Annotated in this window: 23 protein-coding genes and 1 tRNA gene; 12 read left to right on the top strand and 12 right to left on the bottom strand. The window is 64.7% G+C overall.

The genetic code is table 11. The features are described 5' to 3' along the window. Positions 1–8: 8 nt before the first annotated feature. From ACERI1_RS14420 to ACERI1_RS14390, 7 genes are all read right to left on the bottom strand, one after another. The gene (locus tag ACERI1_RS14420; RefSeq protein WP_373619047.1) at positions 9–722 is read right to left on the bottom strand and encodes an SOS response-associated peptidase; all 714 of its coding nucleotides are present in this window, start codon (positions 720–722) and stop codon (positions 9–11) included. A gap of 622 nt (positions 723–1,344) precedes the next feature. Beyond that, positions 1,345–1,426, bottom strand: a tRNA-Ser gene (locus tag ACERI1_RS14415). A 47-nt stretch (positions 1,427–1,473) separates the two neighbouring features. Continuing rightward, entirely contained in the window at positions 1,474–1,674 is a 201-nt protein-coding gene (locus tag ACERI1_RS14410; RefSeq protein WP_373619368.1) for a hypothetical protein, read from the bottom strand. A 61-nt stretch (positions 1,675–1,735) separates the two neighbouring features. After that, complete coding sequence (locus ACERI1_RS14405; RefSeq protein WP_373619046.1) at positions 1,736–2,116, bottom strand: Rid family detoxifying hydrolase; 381 nt, start codon at positions 2,114–2,116, stop codon at positions 1,736–1,738. 133 nt (positions 2,117–2,249) lie between these two features. Then, positions 2,250–3,461 carry a threonine ammonia-lyase gene (gene ilvA, locus ACERI1_RS14400; protein ID WP_373619045.1) on the bottom strand — a complete coding sequence of 404 codons (1,212 nt, stop codon included), beginning with the start codon at positions 3,459–3,461 and terminating at the stop codon, positions 2,250–2,252. Positions 3,462–3,843: 382 nt separating this feature from the next. Then, positions 3,844–4,992, bottom strand: coding sequence for a citrate synthase (gene citZ, locus ACERI1_RS14395; RefSeq protein ID WP_373619043.1), 1,149 nt, complete (start codon positions 4,990–4,992; stop codon positions 3,844–3,846). Between the two features lie 285 nt (positions 4,993–5,277). Further along, complete coding sequence (locus ACERI1_RS14390) at positions 5,278–5,448, bottom strand: hypothetical protein (RefSeq protein ID WP_373619041.1); 171 nt, start codon at positions 5,446–5,448, stop codon at positions 5,278–5,280. A gap of 122 nt (positions 5,449–5,570) precedes the next feature. On the opposite strand from ACERI1_RS14390, the gene ACERI1_RS14385 reads away from it, so the two are divergent. Both ACERI1_RS14385 and ACERI1_RS14380 read left to right on the top strand, forming a co-directional pair. Next, on the top strand, positions 5,571–7,055 hold the full coding sequence (locus ACERI1_RS14385) for a sulfatase-like hydrolase/transferase (RefSeq protein ID WP_373619040.1): 1,485 nt from the start codon (positions 5,571–5,573) through the stop codon (positions 7,053–7,055). Positions 7,056–7,162: 107 nt separating this feature from the next. Then, positions 7,163–7,603 carry a hypothetical protein gene (locus ACERI1_RS14380; RefSeq protein WP_373619039.1) on the top strand — a complete coding sequence of 147 codons (441 nt, stop codon included), beginning with the start codon at positions 7,163–7,165 and terminating at the stop codon, positions 7,601–7,603. Positions 7,604–7,609: 6 nt separating this feature from the next. On the opposite strand, the gene ACERI1_RS14375 is transcribed toward ACERI1_RS14380, so the two are convergent. Next, positions 7,610–8,053, bottom strand: a complete 444-nt coding sequence (locus ACERI1_RS14375; RefSeq protein ID WP_373619038.1) for a desampylase — start codon at positions 8,051–8,053, stop codon at positions 7,610–7,612. Then, positions 8,050–9,018, bottom strand: coding sequence for a cobalamin-binding protein (locus ACERI1_RS14370; RefSeq protein WP_373619036.1), 969 nt, complete (start codon positions 9,016–9,018; stop codon positions 8,050–8,052). The genes ACERI1_RS14375 and ACERI1_RS14370 overlap by 4 nt, the downstream gene beginning before the upstream one ends. Positions 9,019–9,145: 127 nt before the next feature. On the opposite strand from ACERI1_RS14370, the gene ACERI1_RS14365 reads away from it, so the two are divergent. After that, the gene (locus ACERI1_RS14365) at positions 9,146–9,328 is read left to right on the top strand and encodes a hypothetical protein (RefSeq protein WP_373619034.1); all 183 of its coding nucleotides are present in this window, start codon (positions 9,146–9,148) and stop codon (positions 9,326–9,328) included. Positions 9,329–9,391: 63 nt separating this feature from the next. Here the strand turns inward: ACERI1_RS14365 and ACERI1_RS14360 are convergent, their stop codons facing one another. Further along, positions 9,392–11,344, bottom strand: a complete 1,953-nt coding sequence (locus ACERI1_RS14360; protein WP_373619032.1) for a molybdopterin biosynthesis protein — start codon at positions 11,342–11,344, stop codon at positions 9,392–9,394. A 549-nt stretch (positions 11,345–11,893) separates the two neighbouring features. Here ACERI1_RS14360 and ACERI1_RS14355 point away from each other — a divergent pair. The 3 genes from ACERI1_RS14355 (at position 11,894) to ACERI1_RS14345 (ending at position 15,144) form a co-directional block, all read left to right on the top strand. Then, complete coding sequence (locus ACERI1_RS14355; RefSeq protein ID WP_373619031.1) at positions 11,894–12,283, top strand: acyltransferase family protein; 390 nt, start codon at positions 11,894–11,896, stop codon at positions 12,281–12,283. Between the two features lie 116 nt (positions 12,284–12,399). Next, on the top strand, positions 12,400–13,878 hold the full coding sequence (locus ACERI1_RS14350) for an MATE family efflux transporter (protein WP_373619029.1): 1,479 nt from the start codon (positions 12,400–12,402) through the stop codon (positions 13,876–13,878). Between the two features lie 138 nt (positions 13,879–14,016). Further along, the gene (locus tag ACERI1_RS14345; RefSeq protein WP_373619027.1) at positions 14,017–15,144 is read left to right on the top strand and encodes a serine hydrolase domain-containing protein; all 1,128 of its coding nucleotides are present in this window, start codon (positions 14,017–14,019) and stop codon (positions 15,142–15,144) included. Between the two features lies 1 nt (position 15,145). Here ACERI1_RS14345 and ACERI1_RS14340 read toward each other — a convergent pair whose 3' ends face one another. Beyond that, entirely contained in the window at positions 15,146–15,496 is a 351-nt protein-coding gene (locus ACERI1_RS14340; protein ID WP_373619025.1) for a nuclear transport factor 2 family protein, read from the bottom strand. 75 nt (positions 15,497–15,571) lie between these two features. Then, positions 15,572–16,888: a gephyrin-like molybdotransferase Glp gene (gene glp, locus ACERI1_RS14335; protein WP_373619023.1), complete on the bottom strand. Its 1,317-nt coding sequence runs from the start codon at positions 16,886–16,888 to the stop codon at positions 15,572–15,574. 100 nt (positions 16,889–16,988) lie between these two features. Here glp and ACERI1_RS14330 point away from each other — a divergent pair, with 100 nt between their 5' ends. The 6 genes from ACERI1_RS14330 to ACERI1_RS14305 all read left to right on the top strand — a co-directional run bounded on the left by ACERI1_RS14330 (position 16,989) and on the right by ACERI1_RS14305 (position 22,507). Further along, positions 16,989–17,351 carry an Hsp20/alpha crystallin family protein gene (locus ACERI1_RS14330; RefSeq protein WP_373619021.1) on the top strand — a complete coding sequence of 121 codons (363 nt, stop codon included), beginning with the start codon at positions 16,989–16,991 and terminating at the stop codon, positions 17,349–17,351. A 76-nt stretch (positions 17,352–17,427) separates the two neighbouring features. After that, a complete protein-coding gene (locus tag ACERI1_RS14325) occupies positions 17,428–19,074 on the top strand; it encodes an ABC1 kinase family protein (protein ID WP_373619020.1) in 1,647 nt (548 codons plus the stop codon). Between the two features lie 124 nt (positions 19,075–19,198). Further along, positions 19,199–20,293 (top strand): hypothetical protein, encoded by a 1,095-nt coding sequence (locus ACERI1_RS14320; RefSeq protein WP_373619019.1) that lies wholly within the window; start codon positions 19,199–19,201, stop codon positions 20,291–20,293. Between the two features lie 425 nt (positions 20,294–20,718). Further along, positions 20,719–21,093, top strand: a complete 375-nt coding sequence (locus ACERI1_RS14315) for a translation initiation factor IF-5A (RefSeq protein WP_092929911.1) — start codon at positions 20,719–20,721, stop codon at positions 21,091–21,093. Further along, a complete protein-coding gene (gene speB / locus ACERI1_RS14310) occupies positions 21,093–21,950 on the top strand; it encodes an agmatinase (RefSeq protein WP_373619017.1) in 858 nt (285 codons plus the stop codon). Before ACERI1_RS14315 ends, speB begins: the two co-directional genes overlap by 1 nt. Before the next feature lie 65 nt (positions 21,951–22,015). Further along, positions 22,016–22,507: an 8-oxo-dGTP diphosphatase gene (locus ACERI1_RS14305; protein ID WP_373619016.1), complete on the top strand. Its 492-nt coding sequence runs from the start codon at positions 22,016–22,018 to the stop codon at positions 22,505–22,507. Positions 22,508–22,533: the final 26 nt, after the last annotated feature.

Raw genomic sequence — 22,533 nt, 5'->3', positions numbered from 1 at the left:
GGAGGTACTCAGACCGTTTCGACCGGCTCGATCAGCGAGGGCTCATCGGTCGACGGATCGTTCACCGCCGTCGACACCGGATCGGCTCGCATCTCGGCGGTCGGATACGGCTCGAGCACGTCGTGGCCGGCCTCGCCAGTCAACCACTGCTCCTCGGCGTCAGGCTTGAGAATCACCGCCATCCGATGATGGAGGTCCGCGACGAGGTCGTTCGGCTCCGTCGTCACGATGGTAAACGTCTCGAGTGGGCCGGTATCAGTCTCACTGTCAACACCGCCACCGAAGGCGTCGAGGCCGGTCTGGGTCGTTTCCGGCTCCCAGCGCTCCCAGAGGCCGGCCATCGCGAACACCCGATCGCCCTCGAAAGTGACTCGGTAGGGCTGTTTCCCGTTCTCAGTCTCGACCCACTCGTAGAAGCCGTCCGCGGGAACGAGACACCGCCGTTGCTCGTAGGCACCTCGAAAACTCGGCTTCTCGGCGACTGACTCGGCCCGTGCGTTGATCAGCCCGCCGCTGTCGTCGTCGGCCCACGACGGCACCAGCCCCCACTCGAGCCGTCGAATCGTCTCCGGCTCGGCGTTCGTAATCACCGGCAGTGCCTGTCCCGGTGCCATGTTGTAGCGCGGGCTGAAACCCGACTCGGACCCATCCTCGCGAAATCGGGCATTGAACCGCGCCTCGAGCGTGTCGTGCTCGACAACGAGCGTGTAGCGACCACACATAGCCAACCCATCGGGTCGTGACGGCAAAGGTTGTCCGCTCGAGCCGCGTCGACGAGCGCGCACTCCGGCATAGCACACGGGCGGTATGCAGTCCCTACCGTCGTGAAACCGGACGGTACGGGCCCCGTTACCATAATCCATCCCAATGCAGTTGTCGATGGGTCATCATGGACGACCAGTACGAAATGGTGGTGTGTCAAAGCGGCAGTCTGGAACTCAGAGATCCGGATGACCCCCACTGCTGGATCGCGACCGATTCTCCCGTGGAACTCGAGCAGTAATCCAGCGCCTCCTTCGCGTACCCCTACCCTTTCCACACGTCCAACACCAGCGTCGACATTGCGCCGTGCCGGTCACAGATTGGGGCCCACAAGTTACGTATCGCTCAACAGGTGTTGAATCACAAGACAACCAGGACGGGATTTGAACCACGCGAAGACGGTCGATCTCACTCCGTTCGATCGCTGTCGTTCGAGACGGCTCCGCCGTCTCGGGATGACGGAAGGTGCCGCTTGCACCTTCCGAACCACGTCGTCTCTCGTTCAAATCCTGCGTGTGTCGTTTTTCGAATCCGAATCGCTCGCGTGGCTACGCACCGCTCGCAGGTGTTGGATTCGAAAAACGCCAGGACAGGGATTTGAACCCTGAATCCCGAAAGGGAACACGCTTTCCAGGCGTGCGCCTTACCGTTCGGCCATCCTGGCTCACGTCATCATAACCGCGTCCGTGGTTTAACCCTTACGAGATGCGGTCACTCCGTCGTGCGGTTGGCCGCCCACGCAGCGAGCCGTGGCTCGAGCACGTACGCCCCACCAGCCACGACGGATCCGACCAGCAACGCCACCGCCAGCGCCTGCGTGATCGTCACGAGCGGTTCGACGAGCAGCGTATAGCCCTGAACGGCGACCAGCACCGACAGGCAGCCGACGAGTCCCCACAGCAGGGCCGACATGGCGCGCGGATCGGACGCCAGTATTTCGGACAGCAAGTCGCTCACGGGACGCTCACCGCCTTCACTCGAGGGAGGCGACGGCTTCGATCTCGACGCCGACACCCTTCGGGAGCGCGCCGGCTTCGACGGCGCTTCTGGCCGGTGGCTCGTCGTCGAAGTAGTTGGCATAGGCCTCGTTCATCGCCTCGAAGTCGTCGATGTCCGCGAGGAACACGGTGACTTTGAGGATGTCCTCGGACGACGCATCGGCTTCGTCGAGAATGGCGTCGAGGTTGTAAAGCGCCTGTTCAGTCTGGGCCGCGATCGGCTCGTCGTCGAGCAGTTCGCCGTCGGCCGTCAGGGGGATCTGGCCGGCGGTAAAGAGCAGCGAGCCGTTACTGGTCGCCTGGCTGTAGGCACCGACTGCGGCGGGTGCGTCGTCGGTCTCGATGATACGCTTCATGGTCCCCACCTCGGCCGGTGTCGGCTTAAAACGGGGTGGAACGGAAACACGCATACGGACTCGTGTCAGTCATGTCCGGCACACCCCCGCCACGTCATGCGGGTGTGCCGGGACCCAGTGACAGCAGACCGTATCAGGCGAGCACGTCGACCACGTAGCCAGCATCCCGGAGATCGGCGAGGAACGCATCGACGTGGTCGGGGCCGCGCATCTCGAGTTCGATCTCGACTTCCGTATCACTCATCTCGACCTCGCGGGAGGTCCGATCGTGGTGGATCGCGTAGATGTTCGCCCGGTGGGCAGTGAAGATATCAAGGAGGTCCTCGAGCGCGCCTGGTCGGTCTTTCAGGACGGTCCTGATCTTCAGATAGCGACCGGTTTCGACTAGCCCGCGGACGATGACGTTGGTGAGCGTGTTGAGATCAATATTCCCACCGCAAAGGGCGGGGACGATGACCTCGTCCTCGGCGTAGTCGAACTTCTCGAAGAGGACGGCGGCAAGCGGGACCGCGCCCGCGCCCTCGACGAGGGTTTTCGAGCGCTCGAGCAAGTAGACTAGCGCGACGGCGATCTCGGGATCGGAGACGGTGACGATCTCGTCGACGTACTCCTGAATGTGGGGGAAGGTCTGTTCGCCGATGCTGCGGGTCGCGATCCCGTCGGCGATCGTATCAACCGCGTCGATCGAGACGCGTTCGCCCTTTTCGAGCGAGGGCGCTGCACTCGAGGCCCCCTCGGCCTGGACGCCGATGACACGCACGTCGGGTTGTTGCTCTTTGATCGCGGTCGCGATCCCGCTGATGAGGCCGCCGCCGCCGATGGGGACGACGACGGTTTCGACGTCGGGACAGTCGTCGAGAATCTCGAGGCCGATCGTCCCCTGGCCGGCCATCACGTACTCGTCGTCGAAGGCGTGGACGTAGGTGCGACCCTCGTCGCGTTCGATCTCGTGGGCGCGTTCGGCGGCCGCGTCGTAGTCTCTGCCGGCGAGGACGACCTCTGCGCCGTAGCTTTTGGTCGCCTTGACCTTCGAGATCGGCGCGTATTCGGGCATGACGATCTTCGAGTCGACGCCCGACCGCGTGGCTGCAAGCGCGACACCTTGGGCGTGGTTGCCCGCGCTCGCGGTGACGACACCGGCGTCCTTTTGTGCCTCCGAAAGCGTCGCGATCCGGTTTGTCGCCCCACGGATCTTGAACGCCCCCGTCCGCTGGAAGTTCTCCAGTTTGAGGTAGATCTCGGCCCCAGTCATCGCCGAATAGGTGTGTGAGTGCTCGAGGGGTGTCTGTCGAGCGGTCTCCCTGACCCGCTCGCGCGCCTCGAGAATATCCGCGAGTTCGAGCATACACCTGTCTACTCGGCGTGAGGTGTAAGGATTACTGTCGGGGAGCGGGGAGTCGGTTGGACCCACCGTCGTCCCCCAACAGGGATGTGCTACAGCAGTGTAGCACGACAGGGAATACAGGGAATGCACGGCGTGTGACGTGCGAATGGAGAAGGGGACCCAGAGTATATAAATCTCATGCACCCGCGGTGAAAGTGAAATCGCAAGACTGCGGTGGGATAGCTGGTGCGTCAGACGGAGGACAGACGTGCGTCATCCGCGATACGGTGTCCCGACACTGCCCTGTGGCGGTCGAGGTGTAACTGACGGTCATTCGTTCGAGAGCAGCGCTCACGCGGTCGATAAACCGAGAACAAAAATCAATCCGAAACCGAGACTGCGATTACCGTTCTTCGATCGGGATGAAGTCCTGATTTTCCGGGCCGGTATAGCGGGCGCGCGGGCGGATGAGACGGTTGTCCTCCTGGTACTCGAGGACGTGGGCGATCCAGCCACCGGCGCGGCTCATCGCGAAGATCGGGGTGTACATGTCGATCGGGATGCCGAGCTGGTAGTAGACCGACCCCGAGTAGAAGTCGACGTTCGGGGCGATGCCCTTCTCTGTGAGGCCCTTCTCCTCGGAGAGGTACTGTTCGATGGTGGTGGTGTACTTGTACCACTTGCTTTCGCCGTTGTTGGCGAGTTCCTCGCTGCGCTCCTGGAGGATCTTCGCGCGAGGGTCTTTGACGTTGTAGACGCGGTGGCCGAAGCCGGGGATGCGCCGTCCCTCTTCAGTGGCTTGCTCGACCCACTCGCGGTGGTCGAGGTCGCTCTCGTCGATCTCGATCAAGACCTCCATGACGTCCTGGTTTGCACCGCCGTGAAGCGGACCAGAAAGGGCGCTGATGCCGCCGGTAACGGCGCTGTAGATGTCGGCCATCGTCGAGCCGATAACCATCGACGTAAACGTCGAGGCGTTCAGGCCGTGGTCGGCGTGGAGGATGAGTGCCTGATCGAACGTCTCGGCGGCCACGTCGTCGGGCACCTCGCCGGTCAGCATGTAGAGGAAGTTTGCCGCAAGCCCGAGATCGGGGTGGGGATCGACCGGCTCCTCGCCGAGTCGGTAGCGCTCGAAGGCCGCAAGCGCGGTCGGGATCTTGGCCGTGATGCGGCGTCCCTTCCGGAGCGTCGCCTCGAGGTCGTCCGGGTCTGCGTCTGTTTCAGGTTCGGACGCCGAGAACATCGAGACCGCAGTCCGCAGCGCCGCCATCGGCTGTTCCTCGGCCGCGGCGAGCCGTTCCATCGTCGCGAGGACGTCCTCGCTGACCTCGCGTTCTTCCATGAGCGCGTCCGTAAACGGTCCGAGCTCGTCTTCGGTCGGGAGGTGACCGTTCCAGAGCAGGTACAGAACTTCCTCGTAGCTCGCACCGCGCGCGAGGTCCTCAATCGTGTAGCCGCGATAGATCAGTTGGCCCGCATCGCCGTCGATCGAGCTGAGTCCCGATTCAGCGACTAACACACCCTCGAGCCCTTTCTTGAGGTCGTCAGACATACTCAGGGATTTCGGACCCTAATGGAAAAGTATTATCGTTTGGTCGGTGTCGGATGATAGCACGCCGAATCGCTGGTTGCCATCCACTTTTCGCTCGCGAGTAAAGTACGTTTCCGAATTGTAGTGGACAAACAGTCAGTTAGAGAGCGCTATTTACCGGCACTCGTTGACAATCGGCCACATTGTGTGAGGTTCACTCAGTAATGTGTTCTGGCTGACCGGTTTCAGCGACGCCGCGAGACAGAGACGGGACAGCATCGATGAGTGTGCGCGGCGCTGTCCGCGCTACTGACTCGAGAGGGCGTCGGTCAGAGAGCGGTCCGCAGCGTCACATCGCTCGACCGGCGAGTGACCCGTCTCGACGAAGTGGTCGATCATCGCGCGGCTGAGTGCAACCGCGTCGTCCCCGTCGGCTCGATACTGCCACTCACACTCACCACAGTACGCGCTCGGCACGTCTCAGCCGTCGAACGGCAGATAAATCAACGGTGGGGTTTACACGCCGGCGTCTTATCACCCCTGTCGACCGGCCACGTGCAGGTTACAGCATTAACTACAGAGCCGGTGTACAATCCTCGATGGCCGACGCTGACGCCGACAGTCGTCCGAACGTCTTGCTCATCCTGACTGATCAGGAGCGATACGACGCCAGCGCACCTGACGGCCCGCCGGTCGAAACCCCGGGCAGCGATCGGCTCTCGAGCGAAGGGGTCCGCTTTCGGCGTGCGATGACGCCGATCAGCATCTGCTCGAGCGCGCGTGTGTCCCTGTTGACCGGACAGTTCCCCCACGGCCACGGCATGTTGAACAACTGCCACGAGCCGGATGCGCTCCAGCGGAACCCTCCCGCCGAACTGCCGACGTTCTCGGAGGAACTGGTCGCTGCTGGCTACGACCTCAGCTACACGGGGAAGTGGCACGCCGGTCGGGACCGCACGCCCGGAGACTTCGGGTTCTCGTATCTCGGCGGCAGCGACACGCATCACGACGACATCGACGAGGCGTTCCGCGAGTATCGCATGGAGCGTGGCACTCCCGTCGACGACGTCGGCCTCGAGAACGAACTCTACACCGGCGACGATCCGCGAGACGACAACAAGGGGACCTTCGTCGCCGCGACAACGCCCGTCGACATCGAGGAGACACGGGCCTACTTCCTGGCCGAGCGGACGATCGATACGATCGACGCCCACGCCGACGGCGATCGGGGCGGCCCCTTCTTTCACCGGACGGACTTCTACGGTCCCCATCATCCCTACGTCGTCCCGGAGCCCTACGCCTCGCTGTACGACCCAGACGAGATCGAGCCGCCCGACAGCTACGCCGAGACCTATGACGGCAAGCCCCGCGTCCACGAGAACTACCTCGCCTATCGCGGTGTCGACGGCTTCGACTGGGACCTGTGGGCAGAAGCGATCGCGAAGTACTGGGGCTTTATGACGCTCATCGAGCACCAACTCGAGCGCATCCTCGATGCACTCGAGACCCACGGACTGGCCGACGACACGGTCGTCGTCCACGCCTCCGACCACGGCGACTTCGCCGGTAGCCACCGCCAGTTCAACAAGGGCCCGATCATGTACGACGACACGTACCGGATTCCGCTTCAGGTGCGCTGGCCGGACGTGGCCGAGTCGGGCGCGACCAGTGATGTCCCGGTGCATCTGCACGATCTGGCAGCGACGTTCCTCGAGCTCGCCGACGTTCCCGTTCCCGACGAGTTCGATTCCCGAAGTCTCGTTCCCATCCTCGAGAACGGCGGCGAGCTACCAGCCGACTGCGACTGGGCCACGTCGACGTTCGCGCAGTACCACGGCGACGAGTTCGGCCTCTACAGCCAGCGGATGGTCCGCACGGACCGCTACAAGTACGTCTACAATGGTCCCGACATCGACGAGCTATACGATCTCGAGGCCGATCCCGCGGAGTTACAGAACCTGATCGATCATCCCGATTACGAGGACGTGCGACGAGAGATGCGAACCAGACTGGCCGACTGGATGGACGAGACCGACGATCCGAACCGCATCTGGGTGACGGACGTCCTCGAGGACGCGTCGTAACGCGATCCGAGCCAGCTGACCAACCTCGGACGGAAGCGTACGTTTACGGTTCCGAAGCAGCTACCCACGTCTATGATCGCGGACAGCGACGCACGGAGGGAGAGCCGATGACAGAGCACGAGTCGGACGAGTCACCGACCGAGCTTCGCGAGGAAGCCGCCGAACACGAGGACGTGGCCGACGCCCTCGAGGATCTCCTCGAAGAGCTCCGGGACGAGGAGCTCACGGAATCGCGACTCGAGGGGCTGTTCGACGAGGCCAGCTCGAGTAATCCGAACATCTGGAACATCGTGACCGCCTTCATCGATGTCGAAGACGGCGAGGCAGTCGTCACCGACGAGTCGAAGCTGGCACAGGGAAGCTGGGCTCCCGAGATCGTCGAGGGCTGTGATACGATGATCACGCTCGACATCGAGTACGGGATGATGCCCGACGAGTTCAAATACATCGCCGGGAAGAAGCTGAGCCAGCGGATCGAGGAATTCCGCGAGCACGCCGCCGAGGCGCGCGAAAAGGCCGACGAACTCGAGGCCGAGACGGACAGCTGAGCCAGCTCAGTCGACGACGAGCCGTTCGCGCTCGAACCGACCGCCGGCAGCTGATTCGTCCCCGTCGCGCTCGGGATCGGCCCGCCAGCGCCACGAGCCGATTTCGGGAGGCTCGAGCGAGACGATCAGATACGAGCGATTGGGCCACGTTGCCAATTGGGCGTCGGTCTCGCTCGGTCGCGGCGGGCCGCGGGGGTGGGAGTGATAGAAGCCGACGATTTCCTCGCCGTGGTCCTCGAGCCGATCGAAGATTGCCAGCTGCTGTTCGGGGTCGATCTCGTAGCGCGTTCGCGGGTTCGCGGCGACGTTGTCGGCTGGATACTGCGAGTGGACGCGGCTCGTCCCCTCGGGCTCGTACGCGCCGCCGAGGATGCCACAGATCTCGTTTGGCTGTCCCTCGTGGGCGCGCTCGCGGATCGTCTCGCCGATGGTGGACGGCAGGACGATCACGAGCGTGAGTCCGCGGTCGACGCGTCCGACGCCGACTCGAGTCCTTCAAGCTCGTCGAACGGAACCGCCACGTCCGAATTGGGCCCGTCGAACCGGTCGGGCTGGATGATCGCCGCAAGTGCCTCGAGCGTGTCCACCAGCCGCGGCCCGGGCCGATTGAGGTAGTGGTCACCGTCCATCGCCCAGACGCGTCCCTCCCTGACTGCCGTGAGCTCGTCCCAGCCGTCGCGCTCGGTGAGGTCGGTTCGGTTCCGTGCGCTCTGTGCGAGGCCGAAGCCACAGGGTGCGACGATCACGAGTTCGGGATCGTACGCCCGAATCTCGTCCCATTCGCGCGGGCGCGAGCGCTCACCGACATCGGCTAACCCGTATTCGCCGCCGGCCCAGTCGACGAGTTCGGTCGTCCAGTGGCCCGCGATCATCGCAGGATCGGTCCAGTCGAAAATCGCCACCCGCGGACGGTCCGACGCGTCGATATCGGCAGTTCGCTCGCGGATCGCGTCGATGCGGGACTCGAGGCTGGCGCGAACCTCGCGAGCGCGCGCTTCGCGGTCGACCGCGCGACCGATTCGCTCGAGGTCGTCGAGCACGTCACCGACGCTATGGGGGTCGGTCGGGACGACGTCGGGATCGGCCGAAATCCGGTCGACTGCGTCGGCGACGACGGTCTCGTCGACCGCACAGACGTCACACATCCCTTGCGTGACGATCACGTCCGGCTCGAGCTCCTCGAGCGTCTCGACATCGATCTCGTAGACGCCGGCCTCGGTCTCGGCGACGTCGAGGACTTGCTGGTCGATCTCGGCGCTCGAGGCCGACTCATTGGCGTCGATTCGCGACCGAGTAATGGCGGGAGTGGCCGCAGCACTCGGCGGGTAGTCGCACTCGTGGGAAACGCCGACCGGCTCGAGTCCCAGTGCGGCCACCATCTCGGTCGCCGACGGGAGCGTCGTGACGATTTGCATGGTTGCTGGTAGGGAGCGGGCAACCAAAAACAGCTCCGTCGGACACCTGTTCTCGCGGTCGAGTCACACGGGTGCGCACTAGTCAGTGTTCGAACAATATATGGGGCCGGTCTACCCTGGGAATGATATGGCAGTCCTCCCGCTGTTCGTCCCGAACCCCGTCGGCGGACTGGTGCTCACGATCGTGGTCACGGTCATCATCATCGCGTTCGGAACGTACGTCGGCGTGTTGATGGCCCTCCAGTCGTTTTTCGATGCCTCGGCGTGGCAGGAGGCGACGCGGCCCGACGACACCGAGGAGGAGGACTGAGTGGGCAGTCGGCTTGGTGTCGGAGCGCCACCATATCGCTCGAGTCTCGACTCGGGCCGACAGTCACTGCACGTCCGAAAGCGCCTCCTCGAGTCCCCGAACCCCCTCCTTTTCCGTCCGATCGGGATTCGCCAGCACCCGCACTGGCTGCTCGCCGATGGGGACGAAGCCCAGGTCGAGCCGGTCGGCAGTTTCGCGCAGGCCGAGGCCGGCGTCGGCGTCGCCCGCGATGACCTTCCGGGCGGGGCTCTCGTGAGCCCGCAGGCCGAGATCGTAGCCGTCGATCGCGTCAGTCAGTTCGCGTCTGGTCGTCCCCCGGTCATCCGCAAGATCGGCGATCGTTGCGTCGAGACTCGAGCGCAGTCCCGAGTCGGTCGTCCGATTGATAAAACGCAGGTCGCGATCGACCAGCTCGGCGAGTCCCTCGATCTCGTCGGGATTGCCGGCGCGGACGACCAGCCCCCACTCGCGCTCCCAGCGACCGAGTTCGGTCGTCTCGACGTCGGCCTCGAGCGGCCCTGCGGCCACGGCCACGTCGGGAACGCCCTCGCGGAGCCGTCGCAGGCCGGGTCGGGTGCCGACCGAGAGATAGCGCGGGTTTGCGAGCCCGTCGAGCACGCGCGACACGGTGGGGTCGTCCTCGCCGACGGCAAAGAGAGTCGGCGACCGGACGTCCGGCGAGAACAGCGTGACGGTGACGGGTTCGCCCGCCTCGAGATAGTCGGTTTCAGGGCCGACTTCGACGACGCCGTCGGCGTCGGCGAGGCTGGTCGTCGCGCCGCTGCCCTTGTCGACGGGGTAGACGAGCGTCTCGCCGTCGCCATCGGTAACTAAGCCGACGGGCATGAGCCGATGGCGCCCCTCCTCGTAGCGCTCCTGTCGGGCCAGCCGCCCGGTAACGGTCGCCGACGCGGGTTCCGGCAGGCCGGCGGCCTCACGGATTGCAGGCGCGACGAAGGTTCGGAAGACCATCATCGCGGAGACGGGATAGCCGGGCAGGCCGACGTACGCGGAGTCGCCGGAAGACGAGCGCCGCTCCCCTTCCGAGCCGTCCGAGTGTGGCTCGGAGACGTCCAACCGCCCGATCAGCATCGGCTTGCCGGGCTTGACGCTCACGCCGTGGAGCAGCAACTCGCCTTGCTCTTCGATGACGCGGTAGATGACGTCGACTGCGCTGGCACTGGTCGACCCCGAGGAGAGGACGAGATCGCACTCGTCTGCGGCCTCGCGGAGGAGCCGCTCCATTTCGTCCTGGTCGTCGCCGGCGTGAGGATACAGGACGGCCTCGCCACCGGCATCTTCGACCCCCGCGGCGATCGTGTAGCTGTTGACATCGTAGATCTCCCCGCGCTCGCTTTCGAGGGCCTCGCCCGGCCGGACGAGTTCGTCACCGGTCGAGACGATACCAACGCGTGGCTTGGCCTTGACCGGGACCTCGTCGACCCCCAGTGCCGACAGCAGGCCGATATCGCGGGGCGTGATCTGCGTTCCGGGCCCGAGTGCGCGCTCGCCCGCGGCGACATCCGCGCCGGCGAACATGACATTGTCACCGGGAGCAACCGAAGTGCGGATCAGCACGTCGCCCTCAGACTCCGTGCTCGCGGTTTCACCGCTCGCTCGTTCCGTCGACGTTCCGTCGACGCGATCCGTACGTTCGACCGGGACCATCGCATCGGCACCGTCCGGCATCACCGCCCCGGTCGAGATTTCGACTGCTTGCCCTTCCTCGAGCGCGACGTCCGGCTCCTCGCCGGCGTGGACCTCGCCGACGACCGCGAGCCGGGCGGGATCGGCCTCGTCAGCGCCGAACGTGTCCCGCGCCCGAAGCGCGTAGCCGTCGAGGCTCGCCCGGTCGAAGCCGGGTACGTCAAGTTCGGCGTCGAGTCGCGCGACGAGCACCCGGCCCCGCGCATCTTCGAGTGTGACGCGTTCGATGCCGGCCTCGAGGGCCAGCGAATCGATCGCCTCGCGTGCCTCTGCGGGGGTGGCGAGATCACGAAACTCCTTGCGGTTCATAGCGACACTTCGCGTGCCGGGGGTAAAAACGTCGGTCTCCCGAGTCTGAGACCCGCGTGCTGAGTCCGCTGCGTACTCAGCGCACCGTGTCTCCTGGACGCGGGCGGACCGTCGATGTGAGTTCTGGATCGTGCAACAGTCGACGCAGAGACAGTGTCTGCCTGCATCGTCTATCGACCCACAGGACTGGCGAGAACGGCAGCACCGCTGAAACGGTTGTATCAGACCCGTAAGAGCGGCGAAACGGGCTTACTGTACTGATAGTAACGGAATTCGGTGGCTGAACGGGCGGTATGGAGAATTGCAGGTACCGGATACACCTCCGCGACGTGGAGACGGCTGAGACTGATACTGTCAGAAATCAGTCAATACGAAGTTGGTCGCGTATTCGCGACCGTCTCCGGGTGAGACGGCCGCAGCAGAGCGACCGATCTTCACATAGTTCTGTCCGGCAGTATGAGCGGTGGCGTGCTCGAGTGCCGAGAGCACAGTGGCCTGCGAGAGACGGCAAGCCAGTGATCGATCGCGGAACCGCGAGGTGTACGAGTGATGTCTGATCGCATCTACAGCATCGATTCGGTGCGAATAATCGCAATTGTGTTCGTCGTTGCGATTCACACGGATCCGTTCAGGGGGCTCGGCGCGTCCGGGAACATGGTGAATTTTCTGATCGACTCGGCTGCACGGTTCGTGGTTCCGTTTTTCTTCATGGCATCGGGGTATTTTTTCGCCCGCAAAACCGCCCGTCGTGAGCTGACCGACTATTTCACCGATCGAGTGACGACGATCGCGTCGCTTTATGCGACCGGACTGCTGCTCTCCGCACCGGTTTTCCTCGCGGGAACGGCTGTGCGTGCAGGCGCCGAAAACAGGGATATCGTTCGTAGCAGTGCGCTCACCCCGCGAGTACGATCGGCTCGAGATCGCGACTCGAACTAGGCGGACCACTCGAAGCTCGGAAGGGAACACGGGGTACTGTGTCAGCGACGGATGCATTCTGACCGGACCGGCCCGACATATGAGCGCCTTTAGTGCCGGATCACGAACGGGCTCTCGTGGCTGCTCGATCGAGTAACGTCCCGAATCCCGTCCGATGGCTGCTGCTGGCGGTCGGCTACCTGCTCGCACGGATCGGCGTGATCGACCTGCGACGGGCCGAGCGGACGACAGACCTCGCCTGGCCCCGGATCGTCACGGGGATCGCGCGGATGTCCAAATCCGCGGCGGACGTCGCGATGGTCGGGATCGCGCTCGGCCCGGCGGCGATCGCCGGCGTCGGCCTCGCGACGCCGTACTGGGGTCTCGCCTTTGCGGTCGGTGGCGGTGTCGCCGGTGCGACCATCAGTCTGGTCTCCCAACGATACAGCGGCGGGACCACCGCGGGCCTCTCGTTGGCGGTGACGACGAGCGCCGTCATCGTCGCCACGATCTTGCTGCCGCTGGCCGCCCTGTACGGCGCAGGAGCGGAGCGGCTGATCGCACTCATCGGCGACGACGCCGCCGCGATCGCCTTCGGCGCGGATTACCTCCGCGTCGTCGCTCTCGGCGTTCCGATCGCAGGGCTGAACCTCATCGGCAGCCGGACGCTCGTTGGTGCCGACGACGCGTGGACGCCGATGGTCCTCCGGGCGGGCGGCGCGGTCGTCAACGTGGTGCTCAACGGGGTGTTGCTCTTCGTCCTCGAGTTGGGCGTCGTCGGCGCGGCGATCGGAACGGTCGTCGCAAACGGCCTCGTCCTGGCGGCGTTCGTGGTCGGCTTCACGGTCGGGCGACTGCCGCTGGTCGGCGCGTTCCCCGTCACGATCTGTATCGCGTGGCCGTTCGCGACGATCAGCGAAATCCGCGACGTGCTCAGCATCGGGACGCCGCTCGTGTTCACCAACGTCGCACGGCGGGCCGCCCAGTTCCCGATGCTCGCGATCGTCGCGCTCTTCGGCCCGAACGTCCTCGCCGCCTACGTCGTCGCCCGCCGCGTCCGGGACCTGATGGATACGCCCGGCTGGGGCTTTTCGCTGGCCTCGAGCAGTCTGGTCGGCCAGGAACTGGGCACCGGTGACGAAGGGGATGCCGACGCGTACGGCCACGACGTCCTCTGGTTCGGCACCGGCGTCTACCTCGTCAGCGGAGCACTCGTCCTCGTCTTCGCCGAGCAGGTCGGTCACCTGTTCGTGTCCGATCCATCGATCCTGCCGCTCGTGACTGCGTTCATCGCCGTCGCCTGTGTCAGCGTCGTCTTCCGCGGTGTCAGCGGCGGCTCGACCGGGCCGCTCCGCGCCAGCGGCGACACCCGCTGGCCGTTCTACGGGCAGGTACTCGGGCTGTATGGCTTCGCGCTGCCCGTCGCTTTCATCGGTGCTGTCTCGATCCCGGTTCCGTTCCTCAAGGCCGTGACACCGCTCGGAATCGGCGCGCTGTATGCCGCGTTGATCCTCGAGACGTTTGTCCCCGCCGCGGTCACGTACTACCGGTTCGCGACCGGCCACTGGAAGACGATCAGCCGCGCGTATCGGCCCGACTCGTCGACGGGCGACTAACTGAGACGGTCTACTGTCACTGTGTCCCAATACATCTGTGACCCGTCATGCGGGTGCGCCGGTACTGACTGACAGGAGTCCGTATAAATTGCTGTCTCGAGCGGAACGATTACAATCCCGCTGCTGGTTGCAAGTGATATGTCACGACTTGCCAATACCGATCGTGAGCGCATCGCCGCCCTCTTCGAGCGCCACCTCGAGGTCGGGCTTCACCACGGGGCACAGCTGGCCGTCTACGTCGACGGCGACCTCGTGATCGACCTCGCGGGTGGCGTAACGGGGCCCGACGGCAACGCGGAGACCCGGGAGACGCGCCACGTGCTGTTCTCGTGTACGAAACCCTACGCCGCGGTGACGCTGCATTCGCTGGTCGAGGAGGGCGCACTGGCGTACGACGATCGCGTGGTCGACCACTGGCCGGAATTCGCCGACGCGGGCACCGACAAGGCCGAGATCACCGTTCGACAGGTGCTCAGCCACACCGCAGGCCTGCAAAAGAGCAAGATCGACGATCGACCGACCGTCTGGAGCGACTGGGACGCCGTCATCGAGACGCTCGAGGAGCAAGACCCGCTCTCGCCGCCGGGTGAGGTGCCGGCCTATCACGCGCTGACGTTCGGCTGGCTGGTCGGCGAACTCGTCCGCCGTGTCTCCGGCACGCCGGTCGAACGCGCTGCTGCCGACCGCATTTTCGGGCCGCTCGGCATGGAACAGACGGGAATCGGCCTCCGAGATGACGAGGCCGACGACGTGGCGACGGTCGTCGGCTTCGAGCCGTTCGACCGCTGTCGGGACCCTGATGAGGGACTCGGCGACAACGCCGCAGTCGCGGCCCCGTTCAACGCCGAACAGGTCCACCGGGCCGTGGTCCCCGCGGCCAACGGAATCGGCACCGCACGAGACATGGCCCGCTTTTATGCCTGTCTCGCCAACGGCGGTGAACTCGGAGGGACCCGACTCCTCGAGTCCGAGACCGTCGAGCGGATGACGCGTCTCGAGGCCGAAACGGCGTCCGACGGGACGCTCGACCGCGAGGCACGGTTTGCCCTCGGCTTCTGGAAAGGCGGGACGACGATCACACCCTACGGCTCGCTCTCCCCCGAGCACGTCTTCGGCCACGCTGGCCTCGGGAGCAGCGTCGGCTGGGCCGATCCCGAAGCAAACATCGGCTTCTCGTATGTCACGAACGGGGTCCGCGACGGGTCCTACGAGCACCTCGCTCGCGTGAACGCGCTGGCTGACGCCGTTCGGCTCGCGCTGTGCTGACTTACTCGTTTGGGGAGAGATGGCCCGCAAAGGTCTGGAACAGGATCGCCTCCTCAGGAACGTAGAACGTGTCCGTGGCGAACTCGTAGACGTTCTCGGGGGTTTCGGCTTCCCAGACGATGTAGGCGAACTCGTCCTCGACGGTCTCTTGTTGCATGTCGATCGTGGCCTCCTCGTGATCGAACTCCTCGAAGAGGTCCTCGAAGAGGCCTTCGACCTCCTCGAGGCCACGGAACGTCCCCATGTTCGTCACGATCACCGACTCGTCGGTGTAGTCCTCCAGAACGGCCTCGAGGTCTTGCTCTCCGAATGCCGTCAGGTGGTGGTCGAGTACGTCGTCAGTCGTTGTCATTTGGAACCTCCAATGAGGGTTGGCAACACATGTCGACATCAAGGTTGTGGAAGAACGACCCCCTCTCGAGGGACGTTACGGATTGACTTCCCAGTTCTCGACGGCCACCGTCTCGCCGGCCGGAATCCCCTCACGGTCGTCGTCGACGACGACCCAGCCGTCGGCCAGCGCGACGCTCGAGAGCACGCCCGAACCGCTCGCCCGTGTCGGAATCGCCGTATAGTCGGGTTCGTCGCGCTCGCCGTCTGCCTCGTCGCCGTCACGGGCCTCGAGTCGCACTCGTGCGAACGTCCGCGTGCCAGGTTCGCTCGGGATCTTGCGCTCGAGGCGGGCCTGTGTCGTCGGGTGGGGATCGGGCGTCGTGCCCTCGAGCCAGCGCAGCGTCGGTCGGAGGAACTGGACGGCGTTGATGATGCACGCGACCGGATACCCCGGCAGCGCGAGCACGGGCGTGTCTTCGACGATTCCCAGACAGACCGGGTGCCCAGGTTTGAGTCCGACACCGTGGACCAGTACCTCGCCGATGTCGTCGATCACCTCCGGTAACAGGTCCCGCTCACCGACCGAGGAGCCGCCGGTCGTGACGACCACGTCCTTGGTGAGGTCGCGCTGGATGGCCACGCGCAGCGACTCGGGGTCGTCGGTGACCACGTCGCGATAGGTGGCGCGAGCGCCCCAGCGCTGGGCCAGCCGCGAGACGGTGAGGCCGTTGGTCTCGACCACCTCACCGGGATCAGGGTCGGCCTCGACCAGTTCCTCGCCGGTCGGAACGACGCCGACCGTCGGTTGCTGTGCGACCGCAACCTGCCCATAGCCAGCCGACCGCAGCAGCCCCAGATCCGACGGCCGGAGCCGGTGGCCGGCCTCGTAGAGCTGTTGGCCCTCCGTGACGTCCTCGCCGATCGGCGCGACGTTCTCGCCCTCCGCGAGGGCGTCTTCGACCTCGAGTTCGCCGAGCGATTCGCGTTCGGTGACGTGTTCGATCATGACGACGGCGTCGGCCCCCTCAGGGAGGGCACTGCCGGTGTGGACCCGTGCGGCCGTCCCCGGCTCGATGCTGTCGGCGGTGGCGTGCTCGTCGGCGGACGCGTCGGTCGGCTCGACGACTCCCAACACTTCGGGCGAGCGCCTGCTGGCCCCGAAGGTGTCCGCGGCCCGGACGGCGTAGCCGTCCATCGCCGCCCGCCTGTAGTGAGGGACGTTCCGGGCTGCCGTAACGGGCGCAGCGAGGACGCGACCGTCCGCACGCGCGACGTCGACGGTCTCGGTTCCACACGGGACGTCACCGTCCCCACGGTCTGCAACAGCCGCTCTGAGAATCTGGCGCGCCTCGTCGACCGGTGTTCGCACTTTGAACCCGGCTTCGGTGCGCTCGCGGTCCGCTCCTTCCATACGGAGACTCGAGTCGCGGGGCGGCAAAAGCGTGGGGGCCTTCGGAGGGGAAATCGCCGCGACCGCGGGGTTTTTCGTATCGGCGTTCGAACCTGTATCCATGTCAGCGCTCCGCGACGCGTTGCGGGACCTCTCCGAGGACGTCTTTTTCGATCTACTCGAGAGCGAGGACGCCTACCTGCTCGTCCTCGACGTCCCAGGAGTCACCGCCGAGTCGCTCGACCTCGCGATCGAGGACGACCGCATCTCAATCGATGCCCACCGCGACAAGGAGCCCAGCGACGACTACCAGTACATCGAGGAGAACCGCTCGCTCTTTCTCGATGTCGATCTCCCGCTGCCCGACGACGCCTCCGACGCCAACGCCGAGGCGGCGGTCGATCGGGGCGTCCTCGAGTTGGTGCTGCCGAAGCGAGGTGCCAGCGACGAGACGACGATCGAGATCGTCGACGAGGACACCTAACACGGGGTGAACGAGACTGGCCTCTCTTCGCGCATACAAGCGGTTCGTCATCGTCGCGTGGCAGTTCCTGCCGCTGTTGCTCGCCTACGCCCGTGACCGGCGGCGGTTTCTCCTGTTCGGCCGCCCCCGGCAGGCCGGTCCCGAGACGCAGCGCCACCGCGCCGAGCGGTTGCTCGAGTCGCTGTTGACGCTGGGGCCGACGTTTATCAAACTCGGGCAGTTGCTGTCGACCCGCCCTGACGTCCTTCCGCCAGCGTACATCGACACCCTCGCGTCGCTGCAAGACGCCGTGCCGCCGGCCCCCTGGCCCGAGGCAAAAGAGGTGCTCGAGGACGAACTCGGCCCCGTCGACGAGCGCTTTGCGGAATTCGATACCGAGCCGATCAGCGGTGCGAGTCTGGGACAGGTCTATCGGGCGCGACTCGATCCCGAGACCGAGCGGACGCGGGCCGATCCGCCCGACGGAGCCAGTCGCGAGGTCGCCGTCAAGATACGCCGCCCGAACATCGAACCACTCGTCAACGCCGATCTGCGGGTCATCAAGTGGTCGCTGCCCATCCTACTGTATTTCGTCGGCGAAGCGCGCGCGTTCTCGCTCGAGAACCTGGCTGAGGAGTTCTCGAAGACGATCCGCGAGGAGATGGACTACGAGCGCGAAGCCGAGATGCTCACCGAGATCCGCGCGAACTTCGCGGATGACGACCGGTTTCGCATTCCCGCCGTGATCGAGAGCCACTCCGACTCGCGCGTGCTCACGATGGAGTACGTCGGCGGGACGAAGATCAACGATCTCGATGAACTCGAGCGCAAAGAGATCGACCGAACGCAGGTCGCGGAGAACTTGGAGCGGTCGTACCTCCAGATGATCATCGACGACGGGGTGTTCCACGCCGATCCCCACCCTGGAAACCTCGCGGTGACCGACGAGGGGAAGATCGTCTTCTACGACTTCGGGATGTCGGGACGGGTCGATTCGTTCATTCAGGACAAGATCGTCGACTTCTACGTCGCCGTCGCCAACCAGGACATCGACGGCATCCTCGACGCGCTGATCGAAATCGGGACGCTATCTCCTGACGCCGACCGCGGCGTAATGTCTGAGGTGATGGAGATCGCCATCCAGGACGCCCGCGGCGAGGACGTCGAACAGTACCGGGTCAACCAGATCGTCGGCCAGATCGAAGATTCGATCTACGAGTTCCCGTTCCGGCTTCCGAAAAACCTCGCGCTCGTCCTCCGGGTCGCGACCGTCGTCGAAGGCGTCTGTGTCACCCTGGATGAGGACTTCGACTTCATCGCGACGGCGACCGACTTCCTGACCGAAGAAGGATATCGCGAAGAGACCATCCGCAATTACATCGACGAGACGGGCCAACAGCTCCGCCGCAGCGGCGAGTCGCTGACCCGACTCGCGCCCAAGACCGAGCGTGCACTCGACCGGCTCGACCGCGACGACCTCTACGTCCGCATCGGCGTCGAGGACTCGGAGAGCGTCTTCGAAAAGCTCGCCAAACGCATTATCTACGGCATGCTGTTGACGATGTCGCTGTTCTCGATGGGTGTGCTCTACGCACTCGAGGCTCCTGCCGGATCGATCGTCGCAGCAGTCTTTTCGGTGGTCATGCTGATCCAGCTCTACCGGTCGTTTCGCTCGCCCAAGTCGATCGGCGCGCGACCGCAGTTTACCCGCCAGAACCTCCGCCAGCGTCGCGGCGAGGAGTGATACGGTCTGCTGTAACGATTTACTGGTGGGACCGCAGTGTGGGTTACGGTTGCACCGGCACTGACTGACAGGAGACCGTATGACGGCGGCCAACCTTCTTTCCACACCGGGTCGAAAACCGAGTATGGACTACGAGCGGATCGCCGACCTGTCGCTGACGATCGAGACGGTCACGAGCGAGCGCCGCGAACGCGAGACCTCGAGTGACTTTACCCGTGTAACGACCGAATTCGCGCTCTCGGGACCGGGGCCGGAGACTGGGACAGTCACGGGACGTGGTGAGGACGTTACTTACGAAACCGCAGACCACGACCGACTGGCGGAGACCGGGCTCCCGGATCTCACCGGCGAGTACAGGTTCGGATCGTTTTCCGCGCGACTCAGTGAGCTCGACCTTTTCCCGGGCGGTGCGCCCGACCGCGAGGTCTTTCGCAACTACCGGCGGTGGGGCATAGAGAGCGCGGCGCTCGATCTCGCTCTGCGACAGGCCGAGACGGATGTTGCGAGCGTCCTCGAGCGATCGCTCGAGCCAGTTCGGTTCGTCGCGAGCACCCGCCTCGGCGAGCCGCCGACGACCGATCGGCTCGAGGTCCTGCACGAGCAGGTCCCCGACCTCGCATTCAAACTCGATCCAACGCCCGAGTGGGACGCCGACCTCGTCGCGGCCATCGACGAGACAGTGGGCACCGACGCGGTCCGCATTCTCGATCTGAAAGGCCAGTACGAGGGCACCGAGGTCGACGTACCGGCAGACCCCGAGTTGTACGACCTCGTTCTCGAGGCATTTCCCGACGCCGTCATCGAAGATCCGGCGTTGACCGACGAAACGCGGTCGCTGTTCGAGGATCCCGACGTTCGATCGCGCGTCTCGTGGGACGCACCGATCCACGGTCTCGAAGACGTCGAGGCGCTGCCGTGGGAGCCCGACTGGCTGAACGTCAAACCATCGCGCTTTGGCTCGCTCGAGTCGCTGCTCGAGACGATCGCGTACTGCAACGAGCGCGGGATTCAGTTGTACGGCGGCGGCCAGTTCGAACTCGGCGTGGGTCGCGGGCAGATTCAGACGCTTGCGTCGCTGTTCTATCCCGACGGCCCCAACGACGTTGCGCCACGGGCGTACAACGATCCTGCAGTCGGTGACGGGCTGCCGGCGAGTCCGCTCGAGCCGGTGGCCGACACCGTCGGGTTCAGCGGTGTGTTCGGCGTGTCCGAGACCTGATCGATCGACCGTTCCCGTGGACGTGCCGTTCATTGGTATCGGACGGTTGCCGTCCCCACTCCTCGTGGGACATGGTAGCCACTACAAATTTATAGCTACGCGATAACTTCTGAGAAGTCCGGGTTGGACTGGATGGTTGTGAGTGGTGCCGTCCAGCCTGGATGTGAGTTTTTCCCGGACATCTGTCCGGTTACAGTTACTCTATAATAGATGTGGGGTTTTACCGTCCATCGATCGTGCGACAGACGCCGTATCAGACGGGCTGCTGTCATTGGGCGCCGACACAGTCCATGATGGTCGCGGGCGGGGCAACACCGGCTGACAGGAGCCTCCTCTCTAGCGGGCGGATAGTCCTGTTAGCACACCGAATAGACCCAAGCGGCCATTCCAAACGGTTTATGACCGTCGGTTGATTACGCCGGGACATGGCGAAACAGCAGACCGAAGTTCGCGATCTCCAGGAAGGCAGCTACGTTATGATCGACGACGCGGCGTGTAAGATCAACGCCTACTCGACGGCAAAACCGGGCAAACACGGCAGTGCCAAGGCACGCGTCGAGGCAAAAGGCGTCTTCGACGGCAAGAAACGCTCGCTGTCCCAGCCCGTCGACGCGAAGATCTGGGTCCCGATCATCGAGCGCAAAAACGGGCAGGTCGTCTCGGTAGACGGCGACGACATGCAGGTCATGGACCTCGAGACCTACGAGACGATCACGATGCGCATCCCCGAGGACAAAGATGTCTCACCCGACGAGAACATCGAGTACCTCGAGATGGAAGACCAGCGAAAGATCGTCTAATGTTTCCCGGGGCGGCCGACGAACGCGAGGGGACCGACGCGGCGGCTGATGCCGACCGTGGAGATGCGAACTTCGTGGTCGTCGGTGCGCCTCTGGACGCCACGACGACCTTTCAACCGGGGACCCGATTCGGGCCCCAGCGGATCCGCACGTTTGCCGAACCGTTCGACGATTACGACCACCGGACGGACCAGCATTTCTCTGAACTGGGTGTCGTCGACCGCGGTGACGTCCGCGCGTGGGACGACGTACAGGAGTACCTCGACTACCTGACGAGTACGTTGCGCAATGCCGTCTGGAGCGACGCCGTCCCCCTGCTACTGGGGGGCGAACACACCGTCTCGCTCGCGGGCGCACGCGCAGTCGAACCCGATGTGTTCGTCTGTCTCGATGCCCACCTCGATCTGTACGGTGCCTACGACGGCAACCCGCTCTCGCATGCCGCCGTCACCCGACGGATCATCGAGGACGTCGACAGCGTCGCGGAGGCGATCATCCTCGGCGCACGCACTGGCAGCGAAGCCGAGTGGGAGCGCGCCGCGGCGGACGACGTGACCGTGGTCCCGCCCGAGGACGTGGCTGACTGGGACCCCGGCGACCGACTCGCCAATCGCGAGGTCTACCTGAGCGTCGACATCGACGCCGCCGATCCCGGCTTCGCGCCCGGCACCGGGACGACCGAGCCGTTCGGCCTCGAGCCACGCGAACTCCGCGATGTCGTCCGTGCGGTCGCACCCCTCGCCGACGGCTTCGACGTCGTCGAAGTCAACGACCGCGACGACGGACAGGCGGCCGCCTTAGCCGCCAAACTCGTCCGGGAGTTCGTCTTTTCCCACGCCGACGGCCTCGAGGCATAACCGTCGGACTCGAGGACAGCCGAGCGAGAGCGCAGACTTTTCTCACTCCGAACGAACCGACCGATATGCTCGAGACGACGCTGTGTTTCCCGCTCCGAGACGGCGGTCCCGAAACGGATCGCGAAGTGCTCCTCATCGAGAAACGCCGCGGCCTCGGCGAGGGGTGGTACAACAGTCCCGGCGGGAAGTGCGAACCCGGCGAGATGCCACGAGAGTGTGCCGTCCGCGAAACCGAAGAAGAGGTCGGCCTCGAGGTCACAGACCTCGAGAAAGCCGGCGAGCTCACCTTTCTGCTCGACGGCGACACACACTCGGTCTGTCACGTCTTCCGGACGCGCTCGTTTACCGGTGAACCGACCGCGTCCGACGAGGCCCACCCGGAATGGGTTTCCGTCGAGGACGTGCCCTACGACCGGATGTGGGACGACGATCACCTGTGGCTCCCTGGCGTGCTCGAGGGGGAAACCGTCGTCGGCGAGTTCCGATTCGAAGGCGGCGAGCCCCTGGATGAGGCCGAGTTCGTCGGGCACGACCTCGAGTGGGGCCGCTCGTTTTGATCGTTCGATCGGCAGGGATGTCGAAT

It is taken from the genome of Natrinema sp. HArc-T2 (assembly GCF_041821085.1).
In the GTDB taxonomy this organism is placed as follows: domain Archaea; phylum Halobacteriota; class Halobacteria; order Halobacteriales; family Natrialbaceae; genus Natrinema.
The sequence above is the reverse complement of the archived record's forward strand: the minus strand, read 5'-3'. Positions and strand labels throughout refer to the sequence as shown.